The sequence below is a fragment of the Acidovorax sp. LjRoot118 genome, from assembly GCF_964253575.1.
GTDB lineage: Bacteria > Pseudomonadota > Gammaproteobacteria > Burkholderiales > Burkholderiaceae_C > Acidovorax.
Genome location: NZ_CAXURB020000001.1, coordinates 607824 through 630795, shown reverse-complemented (window position 1 = coordinate 630795; position 22972 = coordinate 607824). Strand labels below are relative to the sequence as shown.

Genomic DNA, 22972 nt, shown 5'->3' with positions numbered 1-22972 from the left:
CAACACGGTGAGCGGTGCAGCGCGTTTCAGGCGCTGCGTATGTGGTTTGGTTAGAAGGGCGCACTGTCCCCTCCCTGCTGATCGAGGAAGGCCGCTGCGGGCGTTGCTGGTGGTGCGGCAGGGCCAGGCCCCGGTTGCACCCCTGCGCCCTGCTGCTCGCCCTCTTCCTCATCCGTGATCTGGTCCAGGCCAAGCACGACATCCGTGCGCGGCCAGTTGTCCGGGCGGTGGTAGCGGTAGATCCGCACCCCGCCAATCATCTTCTTGGCGTGTATCCAGCCCTCATGCTTCAGCCAGGCCGATATCTGCCCCTGCAGCCCGGGCGGCGCCTTCGCCACGTCCACGCCCAGGGCCTGCACCAGCTGCGCAATGGTGACGTGTGGCGCCTCGCCATGCACAAACGACAGCGGCCCGGTAGCAGTCGGGTGCGGCTTGCGCGTCAGCACTACCTGCAGCTCGCTCTCCACTGCCGTCTCCACCAGGCGGCTCTCCTGCATCGGGTGGAACAAACGCTTCTCCTGCTCATCGGTGGGCGTGAACGCCACACCCTGCAGGTACAGGTCATACGCCTCGGCCAGCAGCTGATCGCGCCACTTGATCACCCATTCGGTACGGATGCGGTGGTGCACAGGCACAGGCCAGAACCGCCGGTTCCCCGTGCGGTCGCGCAGATAGTGGTCTTCGTTCGTCGTGCCCACCATCACGCACTGGCGCGGGAAGGCCTCCACCGTGGTGCCATAGGCCACCCGGTAGCGGTCCACCTTGCTGGAGATAAAGGCCTTGATGGCCCCCACCTCGGCCTTGCTGAAGTTGGTCAGCTCGGCAATCTCATACACCCAGCAGCCTTGCACCTGTTCGGCGCCTTCCTTGCCACGGCCCACTTCAAACGGCGTGTCGCTGTAGTAGTCCGAGAAGGCCAGCACCTCCACCAGCGTGCTTTTGCGCAGGCCGCCCGCACCTTCCAGCACCGGGCAGTAATCGAACTTGCAACCCGGCTCCATCACGCGATTGACCATGCCCAACAGCCAGTACCGGCCCACCAGCTGCAGGTACTCCAGCAGTGCCGGCTTCACCGTCTCAGGCGTCTCGCCCAACACGTACACCAGCCAGTTGTTGATGCGCGACTTTCCATCCCATTCCAGCGTGCCCAGCCACTCACGAACTGGGTGGAACCGCGCGGCATGCGCCACCGTCTGTATGCCCTCCTCCAGCGATGCCTTGCTGATCGCAGGCAACCCCCAGGTGTCAGACATCCACTTGCCCAACAGCAGCGCATCCGCACCGCGGATCTCGCCCGGCTTGCTGTACTTCCAGGGCCCAGCACGCCGGCACACCACCGTGTTGCGCAGTTCGTCATAAGCCACCACGCCCTTCAATTCCTGCGCCCGCTCCAAGGCGGTAATCACCGTCTTGCGCGACACGTTCCAGCGGCTTTTCTCGTGGTCGTAGTAGTAGCTCAGCCACTCGGGCACCAGGCGCCCGCCGCACTTCACCATCGGGCCGTCATCGTCCGCATCCACATCGCCCAGGGCCTCGCCCCCGTGGCCAACGGGGCCATGGGGTGCATCGGGCTTCGGCGCCGGTGCGGCAGCCGCTGGCGGGTCCGCGTCCGGCGTGTCCTTGAACACCACCGCACGCGCAAAAAAGGCCTGCACCTGGTTAAAGGTCCACCCGTCCACCTCAATGGCGTCCTTGCAGTCCCAGCCATCAGGCAACACGCCCGGCTGCTCGATGGGCAGCATGCTCACCGTGCAGCCGTGTGCATCCCTCAGTAGGGCCGCAATGCCCCGCTGCGCTTTCATGCCTGGTTGATCGTGGTAGCCCAGCAGCGGCTTGGCGTCTTTCAGCGCCTGCAGCGCAGCCTCATCGCTCTCCACCGCCTTCCGCTCTTTTGCCGTGGGATGCACCCGCTTGCTGTCGCAATCAGGCCAGTGCAGCACCGTGGCCCCGGCCAGCCAAGACCAGTCGGCTTTCTGCCAAGCCTTGCAGCCACCGGGCCAGCCCACCACGCAATACACGCCAGGCGCGCCGGCATCCAGCAGCGCCTGCAGTACATCGCCCTTGCGCTCTCCCTCCACCAACACCACCGTGCGGCCGTTGGGCAGCGTGCGACCAGGCAGGTACAACGGGCGCGGCACCTCCCACTGCTTCCAGTGCCAGCGCGCCCCGCCTTTCGATTGGCTTTCGCACCAGGTGCGGGCAATGTCATCCTTGCCCCCATCGCTGGTCTTGAAGCGCACCACATACCCATACAGCGCCCCATCGCGCCAGTATTCGCTGACGTGAACAATGTCCTCATCAACCCGGTGGTGGTGCTTGAAGTTCACCCTGCTCGCATAGCCAGGCACAGGCGCAATCGCCATCCAGGTATCTTTCTCAGGCGCCGGCCTCGGTGGCGGCACCGGGCGTGGCGCGCGGGCAGGCGGCGCCTTTCCGTCGCTGCCCATCACCACCCCGGCCACCTGTTCCAGGCCCTCGGCCCGGGCCAGCTCCACGCAGGCCTTCGCCATGGTCAATCCATGGATGGCCGCGTACAGGCTGAGCAAGTCCTTGCCCCTCACATCGTCGGCAAAGTCCGCCCAGGCACCGTTCACCAGGTTCACGCTGCAGCTGCTACCGGTGCCACCGGCCAGGCTTCCACACTGCCACTCATGGCCCACGCGCTTGCCACCAGGCAGCCACACGGCGACCAGCTCTTCGGCACGCGGCAGCAGCTCAGCAGCAAGCTCCCCGTACTTCAGCGGGGGCAAGTCCTTCTTCGGTGCGCTCATGCCGCCCAGGCCTGCAGAGCAGTGGTCAGCACCATGCACCCCGATGGCTCGGGCGCGGCCGGTACGGCCTTGGGCAGCAGATCAGCAGGCACATACTCGGCCACAGGCTTGCTGCAGTAGTCCACGCGCCGGTCACGCAGCTTGCACAGCTGCCCGGCCCGCACCATGTTCTCCAGAGTGCGGCCGGCAGCGTCCAAGCCCACCCGGGCCAGAGCCGCCAGCTCGCGGCGGGTAGGGCCGCGTTCAGCGGTTGCGTTCTCGCGGCAGGCCACCAGCAGCGCCCGCCGCACCTCGCCCGCCGGCCTCAAGCTGCACCGCCCTGGCCAGCGGCCACGCGCGCGTCCACCACCAACTGCACCAGCTCGCGGATCTCGCCCATGGCTTGGGCCTCCAGGGCGTCGGCTTCTTTCCCGTCCACCTGGTTGTCCGCAGTGGCGCTCAGGCCCACCTCGGTGAGCTTCCCGCCCTGCACGCTGATCTGCAGCAGCCGGTCACGCAGCGCGCGCACCGCGTCACCCTGCGATTTCGTCTCAGCCACGCCCACCACGGCCGCAGCCAGACCGAAGCGCGCATTGAAGGCGTGCAGCCAGTCCAAGGCATCAGGGCGGTGCAGGTCCTGCATCCACTCCGTGAGCAACTCGGCCATTTCCATGCTGATCGAGTCGCCATCCACTCCCCGCAGGCGCTGCCGCAGCTGCTCTTTGTGGATCGAGCGGCCGCGCCGCTTCGTCAAGAAGGCGGCGGCATCCTCCACGCCTCCCGGCGACTTGCGCACACTGTTGTAGAGCACGTCCCGCCAATTCGTCTCCGAGTAATGACACGTCACCCCTGTACCCCTTGAAATATGAAACCAATCAGGCTGGCGCGGGGGCCTCTGTACCGAGACACTCCCGCCCATGCCAACAAATAAAAACACCCAGCCCGACAGCACGGCAAAACAAGCGCGTAGGAAGTTTCAATTTCAACTGCGCGCCCCAGGCTTGACTCAAGGAGAGGGCTCTGTGTGGGCCCCCGGCCGCCGCGCGGCTTTTTGGTGGGCTGGGTGTGAAAACGTTGAAGGTGGCCTATCCGTGGGCCACTCCCTTGTGGTGTGGCGGGCGCCTCATTGCGCGGCAGAATGGCGCTCTCACACAACCAACCGCCACACAAGGGGAGCCCATGAAAACCGACGAACTTTTGCTAGCAGCCCATGTGCTCACGCTGTGCAGGGAACTGCGCAGCTGGCATGGGCAGAAGGAGCTACGCGCGCTGCAGGCGGACCCAGCGGGGGCAATGGGTGTACCGCTCAACTTCTTGGACGAGTACAACGCCGAGCACGCACTTGTCGAATTTGTGCCCGAGGCCATGGCGCGCCTCGAAGAAGTCCGGGTGGAAATGGCGCAGCACGTCATCAAAACAGCCCCGCAGTAAGCGCGCGCGTACGTTGCTGCTCTTCCAGCAGTTCGCGCATCGCTTTCACTTCGGCGAGAAGTGCGGCGGCATCTGCCGCACGGGCACTGCGCGCACGTGCCCATTCCTGGCGGATGAAGAAGGCAGCAGAGATACCCAGCCCGACGCCAAGGATCGACCACAGCGAGAGTGCGCCATGGGCTTGCCAATGCGCCACCACTGCAAGTAGCGCGCCTCCAGTAGCGCTTGCGACATCCAGCTTACGCATGAGCCACCTCCTGCCCCTGCAGGTCGGGTCCGGGCTTGCCTCGCAGAACAGCCCAGTCCACATCAGGGCGCAGGTCCTCACACGGCACACCGGTGAGTCGTTCGATGGCGGGGCACTTCTCCGCAGGTACGCGTCCCCGCTTCTTCCACATCGACGGCGCACTACTGGCGGCGTCGATCCCCTTTGCAAGGGCAACCACACTTCCAGCTTTCTGAATCGCACGCTCCAAGGCATCCATGTCGGACCTCACTTTTACACACGTTTGTGAGTATAGAGCACACACCAACGTGAATCAAGCATCTGACAAACTCACGGATGTGAATGAACTATCCGATCGACTGAAATCCGCCAGAGAGGCACTCAATCTTTCTCAAACCGAGCTGGCGACGCGTGCGAAGGTGTCAGCAGGAACGATTGGGAACATTGAGGCAGGCACCCGAAAAAACCCAAGGGATTTGCTCTCTATAGCATCTGCTCTGTGCGTGCGCCCTGAGTGGCTGCTGCATGGGCTAGAGCCACGGAGCTACAAGGATGACCAAACCGAGAACGCCGGCCGCCCACGCGTGACACGACCTACCCCGGTAGTGGGCACCGCAAAGATGGGAGACGATGGGTACTACATGGAGCTGCAGCACCCCGTCGGTCATGGGGATGGATTCATTGACGGCTACAGCTCAGATCCAGAGGCCTATGCCCTGAGAGTCAAAGGTGACTCGATGCACCCAGCCATCCGCCATGGTTCATTTGTGGTGGTGGAGCCCAACGGCAACTGCATGCCGGGCGAGTACGTGGCCATCGGCCTGGTCGGCGGTCAGCGCATGGTCAAGGAATTGATCATGGAGCGACAGGACGAAGTGGTTATTGAATCCGTCAACGGCAACCACCGTCGCACGCTTGAGCGCGCTGAGATCGAATGGATTCACCCAGTGGCCGCTGTGGTCGCCGCCAGCAAGTGGCGCGCTGAGTGACCGTCAGACTTGAATGATCGGCTTGAAGTAGCCTTTGATGCAGGCCCTGTGCCGCACACAGATTTGAATGTGGTTGTACGAACGAAAACCGGCACCTTCGTAAAGGGGATCGCCCTCAAGAAAGGGTGCACGCACTGAGTCATAAGCGGTTTCTTTGTTCCGCTCCCGCAGCTTGTGCAAACTGTTCAAGACCGCACAATCCAGGCGGCGCCCCGCCTTATCCGGCGATTTACCCACATTCTTGGGCATATCAAACCCGAAGAGATCAAATGCAGTGCGGAGCTCATCGTGGGTTGTCTTTACGCTGGCCAGACCATGATGATCGAACAGGTCCAGGCAGTGCTTGAGATCAATGATTGCGCCAAGAACAGCCGGCTCCGCAATGACCCCATCGCGTTGGCGCGCCAGCGCCCATTCCCATGCGCGGCCGGGATTGCCCTCCCAGAAATAGATGCCGTGGCCAAGCCAGTCGTACTCTTTTTCCGAGGGCTTCAGATGCTCAATCGCACCTGTTAGAACTTGATCAGCCACATCCTTGCTGCAACCGTGGAAACCAAGAATGAAGCTGGGCTGGTACTCGTAGGCAGTGGTGTGCATCAGCTGCGGTAAGGTGCAGCAAGTTGCCCATCGGCATCCAAAATTCCGGCTGCCTGGAAGAAGGCCAGCGCGGTGGCTCTGCTACTACGAACTTCTTTGCCCGCCTTCTTAAGGCTTGCAACGTCGCTGCTTTCACTAGCGCCAGACCCAACCACCAGCATCCGGCCATCAGCATTGCGCTTAGAGGATCTCTTGGCATGCATCAAGCCAGCCTTCAGCCTGCTCGCTGCCCGGGCGCCCTTCGCGACAGATCCGGAAGTTTTCACGCTCACGCGTTCTGTTTGGATAGTCATGCTCTCACTTTCTGCGCGAAAGAGCGTTCACATTCGGAAAACCGAACAGCTCGCTCCAACTCCACCGCGCGTCTAGTCTGTATATGGATCAACTTTATTTACGCGTCAATTGTGACTCGGTTTCCGAATTTTGGTTGCCGGAATAGACGCCGAATTGATGTCCTCACAACGATTCGTACACATGCCGAACCACTTTACACCTGTGCATACGTATGCACAGGACTCCCTCACTCACGAAAGTTAGACACTTCACTCACGTTCGTGTTGACATGAACACTCACTAACGTGAGAATTCGTTCCGCAGCGCCATTTCGGCGCGAAGGAGCGAAGATGCTGCAAAAGCCACCCACCCGCCCTTACCGGGCAACCATGGTGCCCGAGGGCACCAACTCCGATGAGGTCGAAGCCCTCGCCGCCCAGGGCAAGCTGCCCGTTGCCACGGTAGAGGCCACCAGCGCCTACGCAGCCAAGAAGGCCGCCCGCACCCAGACCGGCCACCAGCACATCCACGACATCGAGGTGGCAGCGTGAGTGCCGCCGCAGCACCCAGTGCACACGTGTGCACACCCGGCCAGCTCATGAAGCCGCGCCGCGCCATCAATCTTGGCCGCATCGTTGCTGGCGAGGCGGTGATACCCGCCAAGCCCCAGCGCGTCACCGTGGACTTGAGCGCATTTGCAGATGCGCTGCCTGCAGACCCGGCCAGCGATGCTGACGACGCCACCTTTTGGGCATTGACCGCCCGCGCCTACATGGCCGAGCTGCAGGCTGCGTGCACCCTGGCCGCCCAGCTCCGCGCCGCGCGCACGATCCCCAACAGCCTCGGGCGCACCCTGCTATCGCTGGAGCGCATGCTGCGCGAGAAGATCCGCGCCAACATCAAGGATCACGCCAGTTGCGGCGGCAAGGAAGCCGCCCAGTTGCTGGTGGATCTGAACGCCATCACGGTGCCGGCCTCGCGGGGTGCAGCATGACCGCCGTTGCCGCACCCACAGAAGGCGTGGACACCCTCGCCGCCTGGCTCACCGCCTACCTGGCAGCGCCCGCGAGCGCGGCAAAGGGCTCGTTCACGGTCCCCGAGTTGCTGGCAGTCGCCGGCCTGCCGCGCAATGGCCCGAACGCCTCGGCCATGGGCCGCGCCCTGCGCCACTCCGGCTTGGTCGTGAGCAAGCGCAAACAGGGCGACATACGCCAGTGGGCATGGTTCCGCCCTCACCTGGTGGCCAAGCACCCGGCGCCGTCCACGGCAAAGCGGCGCATGGTCATGCACCAGACCACGGGCAATGCCGCGTTTCTGCCCGGCCACACCGAGGGCGACCGCCGCTTTACCACCTTCGATATCGGGCGGGTTTTCAGCGTGCCAGACACCCATCTGGCCCCGCTCCCGCCCGTGCCCGCGCCCAACCTCGATGACCTGGTGGACCGCGCCCGCGAAGCCGTCCAGCAGACCGCCGAGCGCGCAGCCGCTCGTCACTGGGCTTTCTACCGCGAGGGCAGCCTAGACATCCTTGGCCGCCTGAGCTGCGCCATCGCCATCCACCAGATCCATGCGGGCCACGCGCTTGACATCCCGGAGGCCCGCCCATGATCGCCTGCACCATCACCGTAGGCGCCCTCACCTACTCGGGCCTCTACCGCAGCACCTGTGCCGCCGTCCTGGCCGCCATGGAGCTGTACCCCGAAGCCCGGGGCATCAGCGCGAAGGCCCGGCCATGCTGAAGCCCATCCCGATCCAGATGGACGGCCCCCACGTCAGCCGCAAACAGCGCCGCAAGGCCCTGCTGCGCGCGGCCGTGGCCCTGCTGTTCGCCCTGGTGTGCATCGTGGGCCTGCCCATGCTCTCCGGCCTGCTCCACGGCCGGGCAATCCACTGACCGGGCCGCACCGTGCACACGTATGCACTGCCCGCCCTGCTGGGCATCGACCTGGCCAGCGGCCCCGACATCGCCGGGCTGTCCATCACCGGCACCCTGGCCAGCGATGCACAGGTACGGGTCAAGCCCAACGGCGCCCAGGGCGACCCCGTGCACGTGGTCTGCATGGACCTGCAGGACGTGGTCCCCAACGTCAGCACCGTGCACGTGGAGCAACCCCACACCGACCGCGCCAAGGCCGACGCCTGCGCGGCGCGACTCAAGAAAGGCCTGCGCGTCACCGTGCACTGCACCCTGAAGGACGCGCGGCTATCGCTGCCCAACGTCCAGCAGATCGACATCCAACCCCATCTCTTTACCAAGCCTTGACCTGATGCATTCCGCCACCATCACCATTCACCTGATCGACCAGCCCGCCGGCGGCGTCATGGTGCTCACCACCGCCGGTAGCCCCCAGCCCGGGCGCGGCCTCACCCCCGCCCAGGCCCTGGCCACCGACCTGCTCACCCAGTGCACCCACCGCGCCAGCGATGTGCGCTACTGGCAGGGCGAAGACAAGGCCCTGGCATTCGTAGAGAGCTGCCTGCAGCCCGAAGGCCTCGGCTTCTCGGTCAACAGCCACGCCCGCGACATGGCCCGCATGGTGCTGGGCATGCCGTGCGTTGAAGCGCTCAAGCCCACCCCGCCCAGTGAGGTGCCAGCGTGAGCGACACCATCAACATCGAGCGGCTCAAGCGCCAGGCGCATGACCTCAAAAAGTCCACCGGCGCCAAGCACGGCCACTGCCTCGAAGCCCTGGCCAAGCAGCACGGCTACCCCAACTGGTCGGCCCTGATCGCCGCACACCCCGAACAGCGCGCGGTGCGCCCAGGAGCGGCACAACGATGACCACCTACATCAACACCAGGGCCACCGCCCGCGCTATCGGCATCCCCCACGGCGAGCCCTACAAGTGCCCCGAGCTGCGCCCCATCGCCGGCCGCATCACCACCCGCACCACCGCCCTGCCCAGCCGTCGCGGCAACCGCCTGCACCACCCCTGCGGCCTGGTCACCGACCTGGCCGGGCTGCCCATCACACCCGCACCGGAGATCACGCCATGAGCGCCGTTATCGACACCCCAGCAGCGGCTGAAGCCGCGCCCGCACCCGAGCCAGAAATGCGCGTGATGGAGCGGGTCTACATCGTCCCCAGCCTGACCAACCCGCGCAAGACTTTCAACCCCGCAAAGATGAAGGAGCTGGAAGACAGCGCCCGGGCCAACGGCATCATGCAGCCCATCGTCATCCGGCCGCTGCCCGCATCCCGCCTCGGCGAAACCTTCGAGAGTCGCGCCAGAAACGCCCCACTGCCCACGCACGAAATCGTGTTTGGTGAACGCCGCTGGCGCGCCAGCGGCCCGGCTGGCCTCAAGAGCATCCCCACGATCATCCGCCACCTCACCGACGAGCAGGTGCTGGAGTTCCAGATCGTGGAGAACCTGCAGCGTGAAGACGTGAGCGAACTGGAAGAGGCCGAGGGCTATCAATTCCTGATGGAGAAGGCCGGCATGTCGGCCGACCAGGTAGCCGAGAAAATCGGCAAGAGCCGCGCCTACGTCTACAGCCGCACCAAGGTGCTCGACCTCTGCCAGGTGGGCCGCATCGCGCTGCGCGATGGCAAGCTGGACTTCAGCAAGGGGTTGCTGATCGCGCGCATTCCCAGCGAAAGCCAGCAGCTCAAGGCCATCAAGGCACTGACCGAGACATACCACGACGGCGAATTGCGGATTGGCGCGCGCAAGGCCGCAGAGCACATCCGCGAGCACTACATGCTGCCGCTGGACAAGGCCCCTTTCTCGCGGCTGGATGCGGATCTGCTGCCTGGCGCCGGCGCCTGCACCAGCTGCTCAAAGCGCACAGGCGCGAACCCCGAGCTGTACAGCGACGTGAAGAGTGCAGACGTGTGCACAGACTCGCCCTGCTACCACAAGAAAGAAGAAGCCCACGCGCTGCGCTTGGCCGAGGAGGCAAAGGCCAAGGGGCAGAACGTCATCACCGGCGAGGAGGCAAAGGAGCTGGTGGTGGACAACACGCGCTACCACCAGGTGCCCAAGCTCAAAGGCTACCGCCGCCTGGACCACGCCGACGACAGCCCCACGGACCAGCCGCTGCGCAAGATCATCGGCAAGCAGATGAAGGCCGAGGGCATCGAGCCCACCAAGATCGAACACCCGCGCAAAGCCGGCGAGTTCCTGGACTGCCTGCCCAACGAGGTGGCGCTGCGCCTGATCAAGACGGTGGAAGCCGCCGCCAAAGCAGAGGGGGCGAAGGCAGTCTCGAAGGAAGTGCAGAAGCTGGTGGACGAGAAGAAGGCCAAGGCCGAAGTCCGCGCCAAGGCCCAGTATGAACAGGCCTGGCGCAACCAGCTGCTGGCCAGTGCATGGGCCGAAATCAAGACAGGCGACTACGAATGCTTCACGCTGGAGGTGCATCGCTACGTGCTTCTCCGCGAGGCCGCAAGCCTGTCCGTAGAAGACGCCGAAGCCATTGCCGACATCCTCGGGCTTGGCAGGGTGGGCGCGCACAGCGCTGTCATCGACCAGTGCAAGACCACCGAGCACCCCGACATCCTGCACTTGCTGCTGATCATGCAGCGCGCCAGCGCCGCCAACGACTACGGCTACCAGCGCCCCGCCAATGAAGGCCTGATGCTGGTGGCCGGCGCCGCGCACACCGACCGCCTGCCCGTGGTGATTCGCGACGTGCAGGCCGCAGCCAAGGCCAAATACCTATCCGCACCCGTCGAATCTGCAGCCCCCAAAGGTGCCTCTACCCCTAAGCCCGCTGCGCAAGCCAGTTCAACGCGCGCGCAAGGCAAAGGCAAAAAAGGCCCCGCTGCGCAGGCCCCAGTTACCGCGAAGACCACGGCCGAGGAAGCCAGCGCCCAGATCGCGGCCGAGCTGGCGCGCATCGAGGAGACAAACCAGGCGCCTGCGGCGCAAAGCAACGAAGGCCCGGCTGTCGCTGACGCGCAGCCAGGCACAGCGCCCAGCAGCGGCGACGGCGGTGCATCCGAGGCCCTCAACCAGGCGCCTGCGGCGCATGGCGACGAAGCGCCTCCGGCCGCTCCCGCGCCGGCGGCACCCTCGCCCTCCACCAAGGCCAGCGCGCGCGCGAAGAAAGGGGCTGCAAGTACGGAGGACTCGACACCGGCACCTACAGCTGCGCCGGCGGTCGCCATCGAGATCGCCCCGGGTCTGCGCGTGCGTGTGAGTGCGGACGTGTACGCGGCCGAGAAGCAAGCCTATGCCGGCAAGGAAGGCACCGTGGCCGGCCCGCTGAAAGGCTTCAAAGGCACGTGGCGCGTGGACTTCGACCAGGCCGATATCGGCGAAGCCAAGCCCACCAACACCTTCAAGGCCAAAGAGCTGGAGGTGATCCCATGACTCACGGCCGCAAGCCCCGCCGGCCGCGCGATGTCCGGCCACCCTTCCGCACTGCCATGCTGCGCGCAAGCCGACTCACCGAGGAGGAGCGCGGCAGCATCATGAACCCCGTTCGTGCATGCCTGAAGGCATTACGTGAGGGCGTGGCCACGGAGCTGCAGCACGATGTACTGCACACCACCATGCAAATCTCTCTGGCCATCGAGCGCGCCGGCGTGGTGCGCGGCCTCGGGAACCATTTCAACGAAGCGGTTGACGCCCTGGACGCCATCGCCACGCGGTGCCGGCGTGGCTCCACCTGGCTGGCCACAGCCCTGCACTTCTACGAACTTGACGCCATGGCCACGGCGGTGGACCTGCACGACTACCAATTGCAGCAGCTCAGTTTCGGCGAGCTGCGGGCCGTGATCAACCGCGTTCTGGCCACCACGCGCAGCAGTGGCGGCAAGGTGATTACGGCCACCGCCGAGCAGTTGACTGCCCTTGGCGTGAGCAGCCCGGGCAGCATGAAGGAGACCGCGAATGCGCGCGCCTGATCACGCCCCGGCCTACCTCACGGATTCTGAGATTGATGGCATCTGCGAGCCGCTCCGGTCGGTAGCGGCCATGTGCCGCCACCTCAAACGCATGGGCCTGATGGTGGTAGCCAAGCCCAACGGCCGCCCCCTGGTGGCCCGTAGCGAGTTCGAGCGCGTGCTAGGCGCCGCCCGCATGGAAACCACCGCCAAGACCCCATCCACCCACGGGCCGAATGTCAGCGCCCTGGTCGACCACCTGACCCGAAAGAAGCATGGGACGCGCACGTAAAGACGGAGATCCGCTCGGCCTGGCCGGCACACGCCTCGCCTACAAGCACAGCGCCTTTTACTACCGCCACCGCGATGGCCGATGGGAGCGATTCGGCACGGACGTGAAGGCGGCCAAGGAGCGCGCAGCGCTGTACAACGACCCCACCGAGGTGTACGGCACTACCGGCTACTGGCTGGACCAGTTCCTACTCGACTGCGAGGCCCGAGTGATCGCCAAGACACTAGCGAAGCGCACCAGGGACGACTACACAAGGGACGTCGAGCCGCTCAAGCTGTTCTTCGGCGCCATGCTGCCCCACCACATCGAGGCCACGCACGTGCAGACGTATCTGGAGATCGGCGCCCAGCAGGAGCGCCCCGTGCGCGCCAACCGCGAGAAAGCATGTCTCAGCTCTTGCCTGAGCTGGCTGATGCGCACCGGCAAGACCCCATTGCTCAAGACCAACCCCTGCATGCAGTTGAGCGGCGTCCAGAGCAACCCTGAGAAGGTGCGCGAGCGCTACGTGACTAACGAAGAGTACATGGCCACTTTCCAGGCCGCTGGCACCCAGGTGCGCCTGCTGATGGAGCTGACCTACCAGACCCTGCAGCGCCCCGAAAGCGACATCATCTTCTGGACGCCGGCCATCCTCGGCCGCGACCCCCACACCAAACACCGAGTGCTGGAGTTCGTCCAGGGCAAGACCAAGCGCCGCGTCAAGATCGCAATGACCGAGCGCCTGGAGTTGCTCATACTGCGCGCGGTGGGCGCCAAGCCGCAGCCAGACCAGCACCTGGTGCACAACCTCAAGGGCGAAGGCTACACATACAGCGGCATCAGCTCCATGCTGACCACCGCCATCACCAGGGCCAACAAGCTGCGCAAGGAAAAGGGCTTGGCCCCATTCCCCCGCTTCGGGTTCCGGGACCTCAAGGGCAAGGGCGCAACAGATATGTGGCTGGCCGGCACCCCCATCGAGCAGATCCAGCTGCTATGCGGTCACGCCGACAAGGCCACCACCGAAAAATACATCAAAGCCCGCTGGAACGCTGCCGCCATGCCCAACGGTGTGGACGTGAAATAGCGTCTCATATCCAGTACCACTGTATAAATCCACAGAGGGGAGGGTTTCGGCGCGGATAGAATTTTTATGAGACGCCAAAGACCCAACAATCCAGCATCCATGCGGCCCCGTGGCCCGTTTCATGCGCGGTCTCTTAATCCGTAGGTCGAGTGTTCGAGTCACTCAGGACCCACCAAATCTAAGCCGCAAGGCACATGAAGCCGACGCCATGAACAACATGGCGCCGGCTTTTTTGTTTCTGCCCGAGGCGATACCGGCCCTGCATCGTGCCCCGCCACGGCCGGCCCACGCCGGCACCTTGCAATCGCCGCATTCGCCACCATCTGATGCTGTCGAAGAACTGCCGCTCAAATCACGTCCCGCCGCTGGACGCCTGCGTTCTGCAGACCTTTTCCCTTCCTCCGGGTACCTGCTTGCGCCCTCCTTTGCAGAGGGTTGCTGGGGGGGCCCGAACGCCCCACCCCGGCACCGCTGCGGGTGGCTGAGACCATTGCGCCCGCCAACCCACGGGGCGTGTTCCAAGCGAAGGAGCCTTTCATGGCAGGAAAAGAACAGAAACGCGGCAACAAGGAATCGAAGAAGCCCAAGCAGAAGCCCGTCGCGATGGTGGAACCCGCCGCCCCCGCAAAGGCCGGCGGCGCAGCGCCGCAGCGCGCAGCCAAGAAGGGCTGATCCCCCAACAGGGCCTTTTCTGCCCTGGCTGTTCGCCCCCTTCAAGCACCGGGCTTGAAGGGAGCGCGCAGCATTCACGGCCTCGCGCAAGCGCAGGCCCGCCCGCGTGCCGCACGCAGGCCCCCTTCGACGCGGACGGCGTGGCCCGTTCGCCCCTTCTCCTGCAGCGGGCACACCACAGGGCACAGCGCGGCCCCGGGGTGCCCCGAAAGGCGCCCGTGCTTGTTGTCGATGCCCTGTCTTCCCTCTCCCATGTTCTGAGGGGCGCTGACGCGCCGCCGTGGAACGGCACCGCGCCCGTGCGCGAAGAACTCTTCGGTATGGAGCGGCTGGAGCAGCATGCGCGCAGCCTGGCCGCCGCCCAGCAGGTGAGCCTGCGTCCGCCCCAGGTCCCTTCGCTGCACCGGCGCCTGCGGTCCAACGCCAGCCAGTTGCTGGCCGCGTACCGGGCCAGCGCCGCCGAGCTGGAGTCGGGATCCAGCGTGGTGCCCGCCGCCGACTGGCTGCTGGACAACTACCACGTGGTGGAAGAGCAGATCCGCGAGATCCGGGTCGACCTGCCCCCGGGCTACTACCGGCAGTTGCCCAAGCTGGCACAGGGGCCGTTTGCCGGCTACCCGCGCGTCTTCGGCATTGCCTGGGCCTTTGTCGCCCATACCGACAGCCACTTCGATCCGCTGGCGCTGCGCCGCTTCATTGCGGCCTACCAGGAGGTGCAGCCGCTGATGATCAGCGAGCTGTGGGCGGTGGCCATCACCTTGCGCATCGTGCTGGTGGAAAACCTGCGCCGGCTGGCCGACCAGATCAGCGCCGGCCGGGCGGACCGCGCCGATGCGCAGGCACTGGCCAACCGCCTGCTGGCCTCGGGCAGCGCGCATTCGGCCCTGGTGGGCGACATCGGCACACGCGCCAGCGGCCCGCTGTCGGAGCTGTTTGCCGCGCAATTGGCCAAGCGCCTGCGCGACCAGGACCCGCGAACCACCCCGGCGCTGCAGTGGCTGGAAGAGCGGCTGGCCCAGCAGGGCACCAGCGTGGGCCTGGTGATCGAGCACGCCCAGCAGCGCCAGGGCGCATCGAACGTCAGCGTGCGCAACGTGATCACCAGCATGCGGCTGATGTCCGACATCGACTGGGCCGACCTGGTCGAGGGCATGGGCCTGGTGGACGCACGCCTGCGCGAGAGCAGCGGCTTCGCAGCGATGGACTTTGCCACCCGCAACCTTTACCGCAATGCCATCGAGCAACTGGCACGTGGCTCGGCCCTGACCGAGTTGGCCATTGCCGAGCAGGCCCTGGCCAGTGCGCAGGCAGCCGTAGCCGCCCAAGGCACCGGGGCCACCCCCGCGCGCGCCACCGACCCCGGGTACCACCTGGTGGCCGAAGGCCGGCCCGCGCTGGAGCAGGCCATCGGCTTCAAGCCGCCCTGGGGCTTTCGCTTCAACCGCTGGCAGGTGGGCCTGGGCGTGCGCGGCTACATTGCCGCCATCATGGGCCTGGCGCTGTTGCTGCTGGGCGCGGCCCTGTGGTGGGCGGGCATGCACGGCACGCACCCGGGCTGGCTGGTGGCGCTGGCGCTGGCCGGCTTTCTGCCTGCCACCGAGGTGGCCAGCGTGCTCGTCAACCGGCGCGTCACCCGGCGCTTTGGCCCGGTGGGGCTGCCAGGCCTGGCGCTGGATGATGGCGTGCCCACCCATCTGCGCACCCTGGTGGTAGTGCCCACGCTGCTGACCAGCGAGGCCGACCTGCGCGCCCACATCGAAAGCCTGGAGGTGCACCACCTGGCGGGCGCAGGGGGCGACCTGTCGTTTGCACTGCTGTCCGACGGACTGGACGCCGCCACCGAGGTCACAGGCAGCGACGCCCACCTGATTGCCGTGGCGCAGGAGGCGATTGCCGCGCTGAACCTGCGGCACGGCCCGGCGCCTGGCGGCCAGCGCTTTTACCTGCTGCACCGGCACCGCCGCTTCAATGCCGGCGAGAACTGCTTCATGGGCTGGGAACGCAAGCGCGGCAAGCTGCACGAGCTCAACCGCCTGCTGCGCGGCGCCACGGACACCAGCTTCATGGCGCTGGACGGTGGGACACAGCCCGACATCCTGCCCGATGTGCGCTACGTCATCACGCTCGACGCCGACACGCGCCTGCCGCGCGACGCCGCGCTGCGCCTGATCGGCAAGATGGCCCACCCGCTGAACCAGCCCACTTTCAGCCCGGCCGAGCAGCGCGTGGTGGGAGGCCATGCCATCCTGCAGCCACGCGTGACGCCGGCGCTGCCCATGGGGCTGGAGGGCTCGCTGTACCAGCGGCTGACCTCTGGCCCCGGCGGCATGGACCCGTATGCGGCCGCGGTGTCGGACGTGTACCAGGACCTGTTTGGCGAGGGCTCGTACACCGGCAAGGGCATCTACGACGTGGACGCCTTCGAAGCCGCGCTGGCCGGGCGCGTGCCCGAGAACACGCTGCTCAGCCACGACCTGTTCGAGGGCGTGCTGGCACGCGCCGGCCTGGCTTCAGACGTGGAGGTGGTGGAGGACTTTCCGGCCCGCTACGACGTGGCCGTGCAGCGCCAGCACCGCTGGACGCGCGGCGACTGGCAGCTGCTGCCCTGGGTGCTGGGCCGGCGCCACCAGGGTGCCGCCTTGCCCGCGCTGGGCCGCTGGAAGATGCTGGACAACCTGCGCCGCTCGCTGCTGGCCCCGGCCGGCCTGTTGACCCTGCTGCTGTGCTGCGCTCTGCCCTGGCCGCAGGCACCCTGGGGCGTGCTGCTGGTGCTGGCGGCGCTGGGCGTACCGGCGTTTCTGCCGGGGATGGCCGAGCTGTGGGCCAGCCGCCCCGGCATCCGCGTGGCCAGCCACCTGCGCCTGCTGGTGGCCGACTTCCGCGTAGCGGTGCTGCAGACCGTGGCTGCCATTGCACTGCTGCCCGACCATGCCTGGCGCGCGGTGGATGCCATCGTGCGCGCGCTGGTCCGGCTGTATGCCACGCATCGGCAGATGTTGGAGTGGAAAACCGCCGCGCAGTCGGCCACCAAACCGCGCCCGGGGCCTGCGGGCTTTTACCGGCTGATGGCCGGCGGCCTGCTGCTGGCCACGGTGCTGGCCGCTTGTACTGCCGCTTTCGCACCGGCATCGCGGCCGCTGGTGCTGCCGCTGCTGGCCCTGTGGCTCGCGGCGCCGGCACTGGCCTGGCGCTCAAGCCGCCGCTCGGTGCCCGCGCCGCAAAGCGCGCCCGCGCTGGACAACGCGCTGGCGCTCCGGCGCATCGCGCGCCGCACCTGGCGCTTCTTCGAGACCTTCGTCACGGCGGCCGAGCACTACCTGCCGCCCGACAACTTCCAGGAAGACCCCAAGCCCGTGGTGGCACGCCGCACCTCGCCCACCAACATGGGGCTGTACCTGCTGTCGGCCGTGGCCGCGCGCGACTTCGGCTGGGCCGGCGCCGTGCAGACTGCGGACCGGCTGGAGGCCACGCTGGCCAGCATGGGGGCGCTGGCGCGCCACCGGGGCCATTTCTACAACTGGTACGACACGGGCACGGCGCAGGTGCTGGCACCGGCCTACGTGTCGTCGGTGGACAGCGGCAACCTGGCCGGCCACCTGATCGCGCTGGCCAATGCCTGCGAGGGCTGGGTGCGCGCGCCGCTGCCCGGCACCTGGGTGCAGGGGCTTGGCGATGCCGTGGCACTGGCGCGTGAATCAGTGACCAGCGTTCCCGCAGCCCAGGGCGCGCAGGGCCGGCGGCTGCTGGCCATGCTGGCCGAGATCGACACCGCAGTGGCTGCAGGCGCCGTGGAGATGGGCCTGCCCGCCCTGCAGCGCCTGGCCGACAAGGCGCTGAAGGAGGCGCAGGACATCGTGGTGCCGGCAGGCAGCGGCGATGGCGATGCATTGCTGTTCTGGAGCGGCGCCGTGCGCGCGCGGGTCGCCGAGCAGGGGCGCGATCTGCAGGCCACCGGGACAGATGCGCCCACGCTCGACATGCGCTGGCAGGGGCTGGCCGACACGGCGCGCGCGCTGGCGCTGGGCATGGACTTCGCCTTTTTGCTCGACCCCGAGCGCAAGCTCCTGTCCATCGGCTACGCAGCGGTGGAAAACCGGCTCGATGCCAATTGCTACGACCTGCTGGCGTCCGAAGCGCGGCTGGCCAGCCTGTTCGCCATCGCCAAGGGCGACGTGGAGACGCGCCACTGGTTCCGCCTGGGGCGCACGGCGATCCCGGTGGGCAAGGGCTCGGCCCTGGTGTCGTGGTCGGGCTCGATGTTCGAGTACCTGATGCCCTCGCTGGTGATGCGCGCGCCTGCCGGCAGCCTTCTGGAGCACACCAATACCCTGGTGGTGCAGCGGCAGATAGCCTATGGCGCGCTGCAGGGCATACCTTGGGGCATTTCCGAGTCGGCCTACAACGCGCGCGACCTGGAGTTCACCTACCAGTATTCCAACTTCGGCGTGCCGGGCCTGGGGCTCAAGCGCGGGCTGGCCGAGAACCTGGTGATCGCCCCCTACGCCACGGGCCTGGCCTGCATGGTGGATGCCACGGCGGCGGGGCACAACTTCGCGCGCCTGGCGCAGCTCGGTGCCCTGGGGCAGCATGGCTTTTACGAGGCGCTCGACTTCACGCGCAGCCGCCTGCCCGAGGGGCAGGCCGTGGCCATTGTGCGCAACTACATGGCGCATCACCAGGGCATGACCATCGTGGCCATTGCCAACACGCTGCACGGCGGGCAGATGCGCGAGCGCTTTCACCGCGAGCCCATGGTGCAGGCCTGCGAGCTGCTGCTGCAGGAGCGCATGCCGCGCCTGGTGGCCGTGGCCCACCCGCGCGCCGAAGAGACGCAGACCGGCCCCGCCGACGTGCGCGACGACCTGCATGCCGTGCGGCGCATGGGCGCGCCAGGCGCGGGGGCACCGGCCACACACCTGCTGTCCAACGGGCGCTATGCCGTCATGCTGACGGCGGCCGGCACCGGCTACAGCCGCTGGCGCGACATGGCGGTGACCCGCTGGCGCGAGGACGCGACCAGCGAAGACTGGGGCTCGCATGTCTACCTGCGCGACGCGCACAGCGGCCGCACCTGGTCCGCTGCGGCAGAGCCCTCAGGCCGCGCTGCCGACCGCTACGAGGTGGCGTTTGCCGAGGACCACGCGGCCTTCACCCGCCACGACGGCAGCATGACCACCACCACCGAGGTGATCGTATCGGCCGAGGCCGATGGCGAGGTGCGCCAGGTCACCCTGGTCAACACAGGCCCACGGGCGCGCGAGATCGACCTGACCTCGTACGCCGAGTTGGTACTGGCCCCGCCTGCGGCCGACAATGCCCACCCGGCGTTCTCCAAGATGTTCGTGCAGACCGAGTACCTGCCCGAGTTTGGCGCGCTGCTGGCCACGCGCCGCGCGCGCAGCCCGGGCGAGCCGGGGGTGTGGGCCGCGCATTTTGCGGTGGTGGAGGGCACGGTGATCGCCCCGGCGCAGTACGAGACCGACCGGGGCCTGTTCCTCGGCCGGGGCCGCACGGCGCGCAATGCGCTGGCGGTGCATGGCGGCGGTGCGCTCTCCAACACCGTGGGCACGGTGCTGGACCCGGTGTTCGCGCTGCGCCAGCGCGTGCGCATCGCCCCCGGTCAGATGGCCCGTGTGGCCTTATGGACCCTGCTGGCGCCCACGCGCGAAGCGCTGCTCGACCTGGTGGACCAGCACCACGACCGCAGCGCCTTCGAGCGCGCGCGCACCCTGGCCTGGACCCAGGCCCAGGTGCAGCTGCGCCACATCGGCATCGGCGCCGAGGCGGCGGCGGACTTTCAGCGCCTGGCCGCGCCCATTTTGTATGCGGACGCGCGCTTTCGCGCACCAGCCGATGCCATTGCGCGCGGCGCGGGCCCGCAGTCGGGCCTGTGGCAGCACGGCATTTCGGGCGATCTGCCCATCGTGCTGCTGCGCATCGACGACATCGAGGACATCGCTCAGCTGCACCAGTTGCTGCAGGCGCATGAATACTGGCGCATGAAGCGCCTGGGCGTGGACCTGGTGGTCATCAACGAGCGTGCGTCGTCCTACGTGCAGGACCTGCAGATCGCCATCGAGACCGCCGTGCGCAGCAGCCAGTCGCGCCCGCGCCTGGGTGAGTCGCTGGCGCAGGGGGTGGTGCACACGCTGCGTGCCGACCTCATGGATGCGGCTTCGCGCGCACTGCTGCAGTCCATTGCCCGGGTGGCGCTGGTAGCGCGGCGCGGCCCTATCGCCCAGCAATTGGCACGGATGCCCGCGGAGGCCCCCGAGGCGGTGGGCAGGCCAGCGCCTCTGCCGGCGCCGCAGCCACAGCACGAACCGGCCCCTGCGCCTGACACCGCCGGGCTCGAGTTCTTCAACGGCCTGGGCGGCTTCGACAAGGATGGCACGGAGTACGTGACCATCCTGCGCGACGGGGCGACCACGCCCGCGCCGTGGATCAACGTCATCGCCAACCCGGCCTTCGGCTTTCACGTGTCGGCCGATGGCAGCGGCTACACCTGGGCCGGCAACAGCCGCGAGAACCAGCTCACGCCCTGGTCCAACGACCCGGTGAGCGACCCGGCGGGCGAGGCCTTCTTCGTGCGCGACGATGCCAGCGGCCACGTGTGGAGCCCCACCGCGCAGCCCATTCGCGGCAACGGCACCTACACGGCGCGCCATGGGCACGGCTACAGCCGCTTTCTGCACGAGGCCCACGGCATTGCGCTGGAGCTGCTGCAGTTCGTGCCGATTGCTGATCCGATCAAGGTGTCGCGCCTGACCTTGCACAACCGCACGGCGCAGGTGCGGCAGATCACCGTGACGCTGTATGCCGAATGGGTGCTGGGCACTTCGCGCGGGGCATCGGCCCCGTTCGTGCTGGCCGAGCGCGATGCGGACAGCGGCGTGCTGCTGGCACGCAACCCCTGGAGCACGGCGTTTGCCGGCCGCGTGGCGTTTGCCGACCTGGGCGGCCAGCAGACGGCGTGGACGAGCGACCGCACGGAGTTCCTGGGGCGGCATGGCAGCCTGGCGGCCCCGGCGGCGCTGCGCGGCCAGGCCGTGCTGTCCGGCGGCGGCGTTGCGGGGTGCGACCCGTGCGCAGCGCTGCAGTGCACGCTCACCCTGCAGCCGGGGGAAAGCAGGGAGGTGACCGGCTTCATCGGGCAGTGCGCATCGGCTGCCGAAAGCCTGGCCCTGGTGGCGCGCTACCGCCTGCTCGACGTGGATGCGCTGCTGCACGAGGTGGCGCTGCATTGGCGCAGCCTGCTGGGCGCCGTGCAGGTGCGCACGCCCGACCGCGCCATGGACATCATGCTCAACGGCTGGCTGCTGTACCAGACGCAGGCCTGCCGCATCTGGGCGCGCTCGGCCTTCTACCAGGCCAGCGGGGCCTACGGCTTTCGCGACCAGTTGCAGGACGGCATGGCGCTGGCCTTTGCACGCCCCGATGAGACGCGCGCCCACCTGCTGCGTGCTGCGGGCCGGCAGTTTGCCGAAGGCGACGTGCAGCACTGGTGGCTGCCGCACTCGGGCCAGGGCGTGCGTACGCGCATCTCGGACGACCGGGTGTGGCTGGCATTTGCCACCGCCAGCTACGTGCAGGTGTCAGGCGACGCAGCGGTGCTGGACGAATCCATTGCCTTCCTGGAAGGGCCTGCACTGCAGCCGGGCGAGCACGACGCGTTCTTCCAGCCCATGCTGGCGGATGCATCGGCCACCCTGTTCGAGCACTGCGCACTGGCGCTGGACCAGACCATGGCGCTGACCGGTGACCTGGGCCTGCCGCTGATGGGCACGGGCGACTGGAACGACGGCATGAACCGCGTGGGCCAGGAGGGCCGGGGCCAGAGCGTGTGGCTGGGCTGGCTGCTGGTGCGCACGGTGGCGCTGATGGCGCCACTGGCGGATGCCCGCGACCCCGCAAGGGCAGCGCGCTGGCGCGCGCACGCCGAGGCGGTGCGCGCGGCGCTGGAGCGCGAGGCCTGGGACGGCGCCTGGTACCGGCGCGCCACCTTCGACGACGGCACCTGGCTGGGCAGGCACGATGCGAAGGAATGCCGCATCGACTCCATCGCCCAATCGTGGGCGGTGCTCTCGGGAGCCGCCGACCCTGCGCGCGCGCTGATCGCCATGGCCTCGCTGGGCGACAAGCTGGTGCTGCCGCAGGAAGGCCTGGCCCTGCTGTTCACCCCGCCGTTCAACGCCACGCCGCACGACCCGGGCTATATCAAGGGCTACCCGCCCGGACTGCGCGAGAACGGCGGGCAGTACAGCCATGCCGCCATGTGGGCCATCATGGCCCGGGCCCAGTTGCGCAACGACCCGCAGGCCGGCGCCCGGGCGCACGCGCTGTTCGCGCTGGTCAACCCGATCCACCACGCGCGCACGCCCGATGAGGTGGCGCGCTACCGGGTGGAGCCGTATGTGGTGGCGGCCGACGTCTATTCCGTGGCACCGCACACCGGGCGCGGCGGCTGGACCTGGTACACCGGCGCCGCGGGCTGGATGTACCGGGCCGGGGTGGAAAGCATCCTGGGCATACGGCGCGAGGGGCAGATGCTGGTGATCGACCCGTGCATTCCTGCCGAGTGGCCGGGGTTCCAGGTGCAGATCGTGCTGGGTGACGCCCGCTACACGGTTGAAATCACTGCGGCCACTGGACAGGGAAGCAGTGTTGCATCTGCCGAGCTGGACGGGACGGCTCTGCCCTGCGATGCAGGCCCTTTGCGCCTGCCTGTGCGCATGGGTGAGCACCACGTGCGCATCACCCTACCGCAGCGCTGAGGGCCGGGGGCAATTGCCCCCATACCCGACCAGACTGGTAGTGAATTTTGCGCGACAGGGTTCATT

The 22972-nt window shown here is 67.3% G+C and carries 24 protein-coding genes; 17 read left to right on the top strand and 7 right to left on the bottom strand.

Features of this window, described 5'->3' with window-relative positions:
* Window positions 1-50: 50 nt before the first annotated feature.
* The 3 genes from ACSQ9E_RS02980 to ACSQ9E_RS02970 are packed head-to-tail and all read right to left on the bottom strand — an operon-like array spanning window position 51 to window position 3561.
* Window positions 51-2771 (bottom strand): VapE domain-containing protein, encoded by a 2721-nt coding sequence (locus tag ACSQ9E_RS02980; RefSeq protein WP_436216863.1) that lies wholly within the window; start codon window positions 2769-2771, stop codon window positions 51-53.
* On the bottom strand, window positions 2768-3079 hold the full coding sequence (locus tag ACSQ9E_RS02975; RefSeq protein ID WP_436216862.1) for a hypothetical protein: 312 nt from the start codon (window positions 3077-3079) through the stop codon (window positions 2768-2770). The genes ACSQ9E_RS02980 and ACSQ9E_RS02975 overlap by 4 nt, the downstream gene beginning before the upstream one ends.
* Complete coding sequence (locus ACSQ9E_RS02970) at window positions 3076-3561, bottom strand: hypothetical protein (RefSeq protein ID WP_436216861.1); 486 nt, start codon at window positions 3559-3561, stop codon at window positions 3076-3078. Before ACSQ9E_RS02970 ends, ACSQ9E_RS02975 begins: the two co-directional genes overlap by 4 nt.
* A gap of 368 nt (window positions 3562-3929) precedes the next feature.
* Between ACSQ9E_RS02970 and ACSQ9E_RS02965 the strand changes: the two genes are divergently transcribed.
* The gene (locus ACSQ9E_RS02965; protein WP_436216860.1) at window positions 3930-4181 is read left to right on the top strand and encodes a hypothetical protein; all 252 of its coding nucleotides are present in this window, start codon (window positions 3930-3932) and stop codon (window positions 4179-4181) included.
* On the opposite strand, the gene ACSQ9E_RS02960 is transcribed toward ACSQ9E_RS02965, so the two are convergent.
* Together ACSQ9E_RS02960 and ACSQ9E_RS02955 are read right to left on the bottom strand one after the other, a co-directional pair.
* On the bottom strand, window positions 4162-4428 hold the full coding sequence (locus tag ACSQ9E_RS02960) for a hypothetical protein (RefSeq protein ID WP_436216859.1): 267 nt from the start codon (window positions 4426-4428) through the stop codon (window positions 4162-4164). The genes ACSQ9E_RS02965 and ACSQ9E_RS02960 overlap by 20 nt on opposite strands.
* Window positions 4421-4666: a transcriptional regulator gene (locus ACSQ9E_RS02955; protein WP_436216858.1), complete on the bottom strand. Its 246-nt coding sequence runs from the start codon at window positions 4664-4666 to the stop codon at window positions 4421-4423. The genes ACSQ9E_RS02960 and ACSQ9E_RS02955 overlap by 8 nt, the downstream gene beginning before the upstream one ends.
* Between ACSQ9E_RS02955 and ACSQ9E_RS02950 the strand changes: the two genes are divergently transcribed.
* Complete coding sequence (locus ACSQ9E_RS02950; RefSeq protein ID WP_436216857.1) at window positions 4665-5396, top strand: S24 family peptidase; 732 nt, start codon at window positions 4665-4667, stop codon at window positions 5394-5396. The two genes, ACSQ9E_RS02955 and ACSQ9E_RS02950, sit on opposite strands and share 2 nt — an antisense overlap.
* A 3-nt stretch (window positions 5397-5399) precedes the next feature.
* Here ACSQ9E_RS02950 and ACSQ9E_RS02945 read toward each other — a convergent pair whose 3' ends face one another.
* Together ACSQ9E_RS02945 and ACSQ9E_RS02940 are read right to left on the bottom strand one after the other, a co-directional pair.
* Window positions 5400-5993, bottom strand: a complete 594-nt coding sequence (locus ACSQ9E_RS02945; protein WP_436216856.1) for a hypothetical protein — start codon at window positions 5991-5993, stop codon at window positions 5400-5402.
* Window positions 5993-6286 (bottom strand): hypothetical protein, encoded by a 294-nt coding sequence (locus ACSQ9E_RS02940; RefSeq protein WP_436216855.1) that lies wholly within the window; start codon window positions 6284-6286, stop codon window positions 5993-5995. Before ACSQ9E_RS02940 ends, ACSQ9E_RS02945 begins: the two co-directional genes overlap by 1 nt.
* 330 nt (window positions 6287-6616) lie before the next feature.
* On the opposite strand from ACSQ9E_RS02940, the gene ACSQ9E_RS02935 reads away from it, so the two are divergent.
* From ACSQ9E_RS02935 to ACSQ9E_RS02865, 15 genes are all read left to right on the top strand, one after another.
* Window positions 6617-6817, top strand: coding sequence for a hypothetical protein (locus ACSQ9E_RS02935; protein ID WP_436216854.1), 201 nt, complete (start codon window positions 6617-6619; stop codon window positions 6815-6817).
* Complete coding sequence (locus tag ACSQ9E_RS02930; protein WP_436216853.1) at window positions 6814-7260, top strand: hypothetical protein; 447 nt, start codon at window positions 6814-6816, stop codon at window positions 7258-7260. Before ACSQ9E_RS02935 ends, ACSQ9E_RS02930 begins: the two co-directional genes overlap by 4 nt.
* Window positions 7257-7874 carry a hypothetical protein gene (locus tag ACSQ9E_RS02925; RefSeq protein ID WP_436216852.1) on the top strand — a complete coding sequence of 206 codons (618 nt, stop codon included), beginning with the start codon at window positions 7257-7259 and terminating at the stop codon, window positions 7872-7874. The genes ACSQ9E_RS02930 and ACSQ9E_RS02925 overlap by 4 nt, the downstream gene beginning before the upstream one ends.
* Window positions 7871-8005 carry a hypothetical protein gene (locus ACSQ9E_RS02920; protein ID WP_436216851.1) on the top strand — a complete coding sequence of 45 codons (135 nt, stop codon included), beginning with the start codon at window positions 7871-7873 and terminating at the stop codon, window positions 8003-8005. Before ACSQ9E_RS02925 ends, ACSQ9E_RS02920 begins: the two co-directional genes overlap by 4 nt.
* Window positions 7999-8160, top strand: coding sequence for a hypothetical protein (locus tag ACSQ9E_RS02915; protein WP_436216850.1), 162 nt, complete (start codon window positions 7999-8001; stop codon window positions 8158-8160). The genes ACSQ9E_RS02920 and ACSQ9E_RS02915 overlap by 7 nt, the downstream gene beginning before the upstream one ends.
* Window positions 8161-8172: 12 nt before the next feature.
* A complete protein-coding gene (locus tag ACSQ9E_RS02910; RefSeq protein ID WP_436216849.1) occupies window positions 8173-8529 on the top strand; it encodes a hypothetical protein in 357 nt (118 codons plus the stop codon).
* 4 nt (window positions 8530-8533) lie between these two features.
* Window positions 8534-8866, top strand: a complete 333-nt coding sequence (locus ACSQ9E_RS02905; RefSeq protein ID WP_436216848.1) for a hypothetical protein — start codon at window positions 8534-8536, stop codon at window positions 8864-8866.
* Window positions 8863-9048 carry a glyoxalase superfamily protein gene (locus ACSQ9E_RS02900; RefSeq protein ID WP_436216847.1) on the top strand — a complete coding sequence of 62 codons (186 nt, stop codon included), beginning with the start codon at window positions 8863-8865 and terminating at the stop codon, window positions 9046-9048. Before ACSQ9E_RS02905 ends, ACSQ9E_RS02900 begins: the two co-directional genes overlap by 4 nt.
* Complete coding sequence (locus tag ACSQ9E_RS02895; RefSeq protein WP_436216846.1) at window positions 9045-9263, top strand: hypothetical protein; 219 nt, start codon at window positions 9045-9047, stop codon at window positions 9261-9263. Before ACSQ9E_RS02900 ends, ACSQ9E_RS02895 begins: the two co-directional genes overlap by 4 nt.
* Window positions 9260-11587 (top strand): ParB/RepB/Spo0J family partition protein, encoded by a 2328-nt coding sequence (locus tag ACSQ9E_RS02890; RefSeq protein ID WP_436216845.1) that lies wholly within the window; start codon window positions 9260-9262, stop codon window positions 11585-11587. The genes ACSQ9E_RS02895 and ACSQ9E_RS02890 overlap by 4 nt, the downstream gene beginning before the upstream one ends.
* Window positions 11584-12123, top strand: coding sequence for a hypothetical protein (locus tag ACSQ9E_RS02885; protein ID WP_436216844.1), 540 nt, complete (start codon window positions 11584-11586; stop codon window positions 12121-12123). Before ACSQ9E_RS02890 ends, ACSQ9E_RS02885 begins: the two co-directional genes overlap by 4 nt.
* A complete protein-coding gene (locus ACSQ9E_RS02880; protein WP_436216843.1) occupies window positions 12110-12394 on the top strand; it encodes a DUF4224 domain-containing protein in 285 nt (94 codons plus the stop codon). The genes ACSQ9E_RS02885 and ACSQ9E_RS02880 overlap by 14 nt, the downstream gene beginning before the upstream one ends.
* Complete coding sequence (locus ACSQ9E_RS02875) at window positions 12378-13460, top strand: tyrosine-type recombinase/integrase (protein WP_436216842.1); 1083 nt, start codon at window positions 12378-12380, stop codon at window positions 13458-13460. Before ACSQ9E_RS02880 ends, ACSQ9E_RS02875 begins: the two co-directional genes overlap by 17 nt.
* A gap of 537 nt (window positions 13461-13997) precedes the next feature.
* Window positions 13998-14132 carry a hypothetical protein gene (locus tag ACSQ9E_RS02870; RefSeq protein ID WP_255357675.1) on the top strand — a complete coding sequence of 45 codons (135 nt, stop codon included), beginning with the start codon at window positions 13998-14000 and terminating at the stop codon, window positions 14130-14132.
* Between the two features lie 320 nt (window positions 14133-14452).
* A complete protein-coding gene (locus ACSQ9E_RS02865; protein ID WP_436220178.1) occupies window positions 14453-22906 on the top strand; it encodes a GH36-type glycosyl hydrolase domain-containing protein in 8454 nt (2817 codons plus the stop codon).
* The last annotated feature ends 66 nt before the right edge of the window (window positions 22907-22972 follow it).